This window comes from Bradyrhizobium oropedii (genome assembly GCF_020889685.1).
In the GTDB taxonomy this organism is placed as follows: Bacteria; Pseudomonadota; Alphaproteobacteria; order Rhizobiales; family Xanthobacteraceae; genus Bradyrhizobium; species Bradyrhizobium oropedii.
In genome coordinates this window covers 1-6,623 of sequence record NZ_JACMYO010000302.1, presented here as the reverse complement: position 1 = coordinate 6,623, position 6,623 = coordinate 1, and the positions used below count along the sequence as shown (strand labels likewise).

The 6,623-nt window shown below is 57.8% G+C and carries 6 protein-coding genes and 1 pseudogene; 5 read left to right on the top strand and 2 right to left on the bottom strand.

From position 1 onward, the window contains the following. The coding region (locus H8A95_RS40975; protein ID WP_229188176.1) for a hypothetical protein at positions 1 to 224 on the top strand (224 nt) is incomplete at its 5' end. 406 nt (positions 225 to 630) lie between these two features. On the opposite strand, the gene H8A95_RS40970 is transcribed toward H8A95_RS40975, so the two are convergent. Both H8A95_RS40970 and H8A95_RS44305 read right to left on the bottom strand, forming a co-directional pair. After that, complete coding sequence (locus H8A95_RS40970) at positions 631 to 1,416, bottom strand: class I SAM-dependent methyltransferase (RefSeq protein ID WP_229188175.1); 786 nt, start codon at positions 1,414 to 1,416, stop codon at positions 631 to 633. Positions 1,417 to 1,687: 271 nt separating this feature from the next. Next, positions 1,688 to 1,882: an ATP-dependent endonuclease gene (locus H8A95_RS44305; RefSeq protein WP_338028080.1), complete on the bottom strand. Its 195-nt coding sequence runs from the start codon at positions 1,880 to 1,882 to the stop codon at positions 1,688 to 1,690. 297 nt (positions 1,883 to 2,179) lie between these two features. Here H8A95_RS44305 and H8A95_RS40965 point away from each other — a divergent pair, with 297 nt between their 5' ends. The 4 genes and pseudogenes from H8A95_RS40965 to H8A95_RS40950 form a co-directional block, all read left to right on the top strand. Then, positions 2,180 to 3,409: a glycoside hydrolase family 18 protein gene (locus H8A95_RS40965; protein WP_229188174.1), complete on the top strand. Its 1,230-nt coding sequence runs from the start codon at positions 2,180 to 2,182 to the stop codon at positions 3,407 to 3,409. Positions 3,410 to 4,164: 755 nt separating this feature from the next. Next, on the top strand, positions 4,165 to 5,196 hold the full coding sequence (locus H8A95_RS40960) for a glycosyltransferase (RefSeq protein ID WP_229188173.1): 1,032 nt from the start codon (positions 4,165 to 4,167) through the stop codon (positions 5,194 to 5,196). 301 nt (positions 5,197 to 5,497) lie between these two features. Continuing rightward, entirely contained in the window at positions 5,498 to 6,361 is an 864-nt protein-coding gene (locus tag H8A95_RS40955; RefSeq protein WP_229188172.1) for an alpha/beta fold hydrolase, read from the top strand. Positions 6,362 to 6,440: 79 nt separating this feature from the next. Continuing rightward, positions 6,441 to 6,623, top strand: a pseudogene (locus tag H8A95_RS40950) (helix-turn-helix domain-containing protein); the annotation flags it as partial.

Below are 6,623 nucleotides of genomic sequence, written 5' to 3'. Positions count from 1 at the left end.
GATGCATTCAAGGCGCTCGTCGAAATCTAGAGCGTACCCGTGTACGGAGTGGCGGTGCGGATGGTGGTCTTGATCTCAGCGATCTTCTTTTTCATCACGTTTTCCTTTCCTTCTTTGGCACGCCAGACCAACCGAAAGCGCGGCCGATCGTGCAGGAAAAGGATAGTGAGTTGGGGGACCAATCCGCAGCGAGATTCCTTGACATCAGCTGTCAAAAAAATTGAAAGGGCGGGTCCGGATCGGCGCTACGCCAGTAGGTTGGCACCTGAGCCGCTTACAAGGCGCGATTTCGGTACCGCTGGTTACGCGGCGCCCATGCAAATGCGTTGCGTCCGCTGCAAGTCGCTCATGCGATCAAATCTACTAGTTTCTCATCCGCAGATTGCGACCGAGCCGATGACGGTTTGATTTCTTGCTCCCATGCGCGGCTTTAGCGAGTGCCCTACAACTCGGGCGGTCCCGAGAGCCGCAGCATATCGTGGCCTGATCGTGATGCAGATTCCGTGATTCATTGCGAACGGGGCCTCGGTCTGTTCGGTTGTTCGGCGGCGTGGATTGTCGCGGCATGAATCCAAAGAAAGGCGCTTGCCTAAGGATAGGCAGCCTAAAACAACCGATCTCCCATAGGCACTACGCACCCGTCGTCAGTACACAAGCGGCCTGTTGCCCCGAATACGATATCCAATCGACACCATAGTTGGTCTCACGGATGAATTCGTCGAAAGCCAATCTTTCATGCTTCTCGAATCCTGCGTAGTTGAAGTATTCGTCAAACACGATAACGCATCCCGGACGAATCTGAGACTTGAGCCCCGTAAAGATACTTCTTGTGCTTGAATATATGTCGCAATCGACGTGGATGAACGCAACGGGCGGCTCGCGCTGAGCAAACACCGGAATCGTCTCATCAAATAGACCAACAATAAGCTCTACGTTCTCCGGAACGTCAGGCGCCTTGCCTCCACGATCGAAGTCCACTGGAAGGTATCCGTTCCAGCGCTCCGGGAGGCCATTAAAGCTATCGAAGCCATAAAACTTCCGCTCTGGAAATCGCTCGGCCATGGCGCCGATGGTGTAACCGCTATAGACGCCGAACTCGAGGGCAACACCCGCACCCGCTTTTGACAAGGCATCAAACCTGAACTCATCATGATCGGCAAAAAACACAGCATCAGCCATTTCTGTGCGGATTATCTCAATGGCTTGTTCCTGCGCAATCACGGACAAAGTACGAAACAAGCTATGGTTTGTTCTGGGTAGCCCGTACATTTCCGCAGCGGTTACAAGTTTGCGCAGGTGTTCATTTGCAATGTCCTGCTTGCCAAGCATTGTCGACAAAGCTTTGGCGACCTCGCTGGAAGATTTTGCTAGCCGATCAATTGCTGCCAATAGGCGATCATCAACCGTATCTTTCATCGCGTCTCCTTTTGACTACAGAAGAATCAATTTCTCTCGCCGATCCCGACGAATTTATCTCATCGAAGCTGCATTTTCACCGGCGTTGATCGGCGGCGCGAACGGCAAAGAGCTGATCGTCGGAATTTTCCGATATCTTGGTCTTCTCATCGGCATCCATTAGCGCGTCGACATTAGGGAGCTTCGCTACCCACGTCTTAACGTGTCATTGTTCGTCTTTTGGTCAGCCCCCCTGTGCGGCCGCGCCAAATTTCCAGTGGCATCGACCCAATCAAGATCTGTAAGATAAGCGCAAATAGCCACGGCAGTCGATGAGCGGTTTGAGACAATGGGCGTGACTGCCGCCGATTTCCAATAGTGTTACGTAGCTCTGGTTCAACCGCTCGTAGTTGTTGCGGATCAAATTTGGCAACAGCATACGTTCCGCTGGCCCTTCGACCAGAATGGCTGCATCAGCGAAAAACAAATCGGCGTGGTGCGCTCGAAGATAGGCATGCTAGTTGACGATGGCGCTGCGGCGGATGCGGTGGCGCTGATGGATCAGGGCTTATGGACGCTCGAAGATCTTGCCGCAACGAGTTGCCGAAGGAGAGAAATCCATGCTCTTTCTCCTGGCCAGAAGGAGCAGAGCCGAGGGACGGTTCCTCAGGGATCCTCAAGCGTTTCGTTCTCGCCCTCGGTAGTGAGAAGGGGGTATGCCTTGCAGGTGATCGCGTTATCGGCTGGCGCAGGGACACTCTCGACACAGAGGAGGTCGTGATCCGTGGCAGTTGATCGTCGAACCTTCGCCGCAGCCGGGTTTTCTACGCTCGTATGCGGATACGCGCTGGTGCAGCAGGGGCGGACCGCACCGGCCAGGCGCCCCGTGGTCGCCGGTTATGTCGCCCCCTGGAAGGCCCGGCCCGGGGGGCCAGGCATCAAGATGATCCGGGCGCGCGAGCTGACCCACTTGATGTACGCATTCGGCACCGTTTCGGCAGATGGACTGGCTGAACTTGCGGATCGTTGCCTTGACGCAGGAGCCTGCGACGGAACCGCGCCGTCGAGTCCGTTCGGCGGTAACTTTATCCAACTCGCCGAATTGAAGCGGGACAATCCGCAGCTTCGGGTTCTGATTTCATTGGGCGGTTGGAATGGATCGAGGTATTTCTCGGCCGCTGCTGTCACGCCGCGCTCTCGCGCGCGGTTCGCACAATCCGTGATCGATGCGTTCTTTCGGCCGTATCCCGGCCTGTTCGATGGTGTGGATGTCGATTGGGAATTTCCCGTGTCAGGAGGACGGGCAGGGAATGTCGCGCGCCCTGAAGACCGTGGTAATTTTACGCTCCTGATTGCCGAAGTCCGTCGAAAGCTCGCCGCGTTTTCCGCGTTGGAGCGCAGGGAAATGGAGCTCACCATTGCGGTGTCGGCCGCCCCCGACAAGATCGTCAATCTGGAGGCGGCCGCTCTGGCCGGGCTGGTCGACCGAATTCATCTGATGGCCTACGACTTTCACGCAGGCTCGGCCTTTGCCGCCTTCAATGCTCCGCTGTTCGCCTGCGCCGGCGATCCATATCCCGATCTCAATGTCGATGCCAGTGTGAATGCCTTGATCCGGGTCGGCGTGCCGCCGGCGAAGCTGACGCTCGGGATGGCCTTCTTCGGCCGAGCTGTCGCGAACGTTCCGCCGCAGAATGGCGGGCTCTTCCAAAAAGGGGCGACAGCGAGTGAAGAGTGGGGAGGCAGCGACGGCATCGATTACCGGGATCTCGTCGCGAGGCGACCGGAGAAGCACGGCTTTCGCCGGTTTTGGAGCGACGAGGCTCAGGTGCCGTGGCTGTATAACGCCGAACGGCGCATATGGATCAGCTACGACGATCCGCTCTCCATCGCACGTAAGGCGATGTATGCCCGCGCCCATGCACTCGCTGGGGTCATGATCTGGGACCTGTTCGCCGATGATGGTTCGCTACTCGCGGCACTCCGCGTCCCTCCCGCGCGAAGATCCGAATAGGATCGTGGTCATCGCGTCGCGTTGAAGCACGTCATCCGCGCGTCTCGAACGAATTCAGCCGCGGGCCAAGTCGGTGCTGTGGGATCAGATACGCGCCGGCTTGAAACCGGCAAGGTCGGAAGTCTGACAACCGGCAGCATCGTTCGAGATTATGCTGGCGACAATGCTCGGAGATGCACCTTCGCTGGTGGCAAATTGCAATGAGGTCTGCGCGATCGCCAAAAATAGCTTGAATCTCACGTGGCGTCAGATCGTAAGTTTGAGGCCATAACGAAAACGGCATGCGGCGGCAATGAATCGGCAAATCACGTTCCGAGCGTCATGCTTCTCTTCAACATATCGTTACGTCGACGCATTAAAGCGTGAGGCACTTCGTCGCGGTGCGTTCGCTCGAGTTCTCTTCGAGAGATTGCGCCACATCGCAACCGCTAGGCCGAGACAGCTCGAGAAGATCTCGCCAACAAGAAAGCTGACGCGGTGCACTGTGGAAGCAGATTTTCGAATGCGTGACTGCGAAAAGGGTTACCGGTGACTTCTTACAATTTTCTCTTCGCCTCGTGGGGCACGTTGGGAAATCTCAGTCCGCTGCTTACTGCGGCTCGCCGATTGCGCCGGCATGGTCATCATGTCCGGGTGATCGCCGATCCGGCCATGCGGACAGAAGTCGAGGCCGCTGATTTCGAATTCGTGACATGGCGCCGTGCCCCAAAGGGGAGGCCGCGGACCCAGTGGATGTCTCAGACCTGCGGGATCGGATGCGCAGGGTCGTCTTTGAGCCTTGCTCAGCCTACGCGGCCGACATTCGCGACGAGATTGGCCGCGTGCCGACAGATGCGGTCCTCGGCCTCGACCTCCTGTTTGGCGCGGCGGTCGGGGCGCAAGCGTGTGGCGTGCCTTTCGCGTTTCTCTCCCCTCACGTCAGCATTCGGAGTCTTCCGGGAATGCCGCCCGCGACGTCCGGATTGGGGCAACCGAAAACGCCGGAGGAGCGCGCCGCAGTCGCTGCAGCCTCTGCCGCGCTCGCTGCGGCGATGAACGCGTCCCTTCCGATCCTCAATAAAGCCCGCGTCGATTTCGGCCTTCCGGTTCTTCCAGGCGCTATGGACCTGTTCGACCAGGCCGATCGCGTTCTGCTAGCGGTCAGTCAGGCCTTCGACTTCGAGGCAGACTCCCTTCCGGGCAGTTTCCGCTATATCGGGCCTTTGCTCGATGTGCCGAGTTGGTCGGGGTCGTGGCAGGCCCCCTGGTCCGCGCGAGCCGGTTGTCCCCGCGCGCTGATCGCCTGCAGCACCGGTGCGCAGGGCCAGCGAGACTTGTTTCAACGCGTCATCAATGCCGTCAGCGCCATTGATATCGAAGCTGTTTTTACAGCTGGGCCGAATCTGGACATGGCCGATCTTCGTGCTCCGAGGAACATCCATCTGGTGCGCGGCGCGCCCCACGACTCCGTCATGAAGGATGTTTCTGTTGTCATATCACAGGGCGGCCACGGGACGGTCACCCGTTCAATCATCAATGCCTTGCCGCAGCTCGTTCTGCCAATGGGACGAGACCAGTCGGCAAACGCAGCGCGGGTCGAAGCGAAGGGAGTAGGGCTTCGATTGGGGCCGACAGCTTCCGAATCGGAGATAACGGCAGCGATAAAGCAGTTGATTACGGAACCGCAATTCAAGATCGCGGCCCGAAAGCTCGGCGAGATTATCAACGCTGATATCGATACATCGCCTCTTGTCCACGAGATGGAGATTCTTGCCGCGATCGGACGACGGCGACGAAGCCGCTCGTGACCAGCTACGTCTGGCGCCGATCCGGCGATTTCGGGGCGGGCACCTGGTCGATGCATTTGGCTCCCTCACGAAAACATCTCGAAGCTGCGACACGCTAGCCTTTCCGCCGATCACGAGAAATATGGCCCTGCGCATTTCATCCCAATCCTCGCTACGCTTTATGACAGGCATTCGGTATTTTCGATGGCTGCGCTGATGCTTTTCTTTTGCTCGTTGGCGTTCGCCACCTATGTTGGCGTCGTTCTTCCGGCCAAACATCTTGTCTAGTTGCTCGAATGCCAGCCAAGTTAGGAGAAAGGCCGTGATTTCCTGTGGCACATTGAAGCCCATCCTGTTGTCTCGCGACGGCGTGCGTTTGGCTCATGTTGAGGCCGGACCTGCAGCCCCGCAATTCCCTCCGCTGCTTCTTATCAATGGCTGGACCGGCGACCACGGCATCTTCACGCCGCAGATCGCCCATTTTTCTCAAAGCCGTCGTGTCGTGGCCGTCAATATTCGCGGCCACGGTGCCAGCGATGCGCCCGAGCAGGAGTACACCATCGCGGGGTTTGCTGACGATATCGCTTGGCAATGCGCTCAACTTGGACTGCTCAAGCCCATCGTGATCGGCCACAGCATGGGAGGCCGGATCGCGCTCGAACTGTGTGGCCGCTATCCTGAGCTGGCCTCAGGCGTGGTCATGATCGACACCATTGTCATGCCGCCTCCGGTTTTGCGTGAATCTCGCGAGCTTGCAGGGCTCCTGGAAGGCATTGGCGGGCCCAACTATCTGGCGGTCTTAAGGGCAAACGCGTGGGAGATGGGCTGCGATTTTGACGATCCCGCCCGGCGAACGATGATCTACGAGACCTACGTACTTCCGTCGTGCGAGAAAACCCCACAGCATGTGGCCTATTCGATGATACGGAACGCAACCTTGAATTATGATCCCGTCCCCGCAGCAGAAGCCTGCCGGATTCCCATGGCCTATATTTCCGCAGATGTCCCGCTTGTGAACGCGATGCGCGACCTAGATCGGCTGCAGGAGATCTGTCCACAGCTGGTAACAGCGAAGACAATGCTCGCCGGGCATTTCAACACGATCGAGGTCGCAGACCAGGTCAATGGCATGCTGGATCGCTTCTTGGCCGTCGGCCTCAGGTACAGATGTAGAAGCCTTGAATAGATACGGAAATATCGAATTGTCTGTGATCGCGAGCTAGTACCCACTTTTCTTGGATCGTGAGTCGTGATTCAATATCTGGATGATACCCGAAGCAAGAGAAGTCCACCTTTCGAGGAAAGATCGTAAGGTGCTTGAGGCGTGCTGTCGCTCACCGATGACATTGCAGCGCGATTTGAAGCGGGCGCGGATCGTTCTGTTGGCGGCGGCTGGGCGCAGCACACGATCGATCGCCAAGGAAGTTGGGGTCCAGCCGCGGATTGTT

Excerpts from the sequence above, each read along its gene's own strand:
- H8A95_RS40970 (WP_229188175.1), bottom strand. The coding sequence starts at position 1,416 with ATGAAAGATACGGTTGATGATCGCCTATTGGCAGCAATTGATCGGCTA.
- H8A95_RS40960 (WP_229188173.1), top strand. The coding sequence starts at position 4,165 with ATGCGCAGGGTCGTCTTTGAGCCTTGCTCAGCCTACGCGGCCGACATT.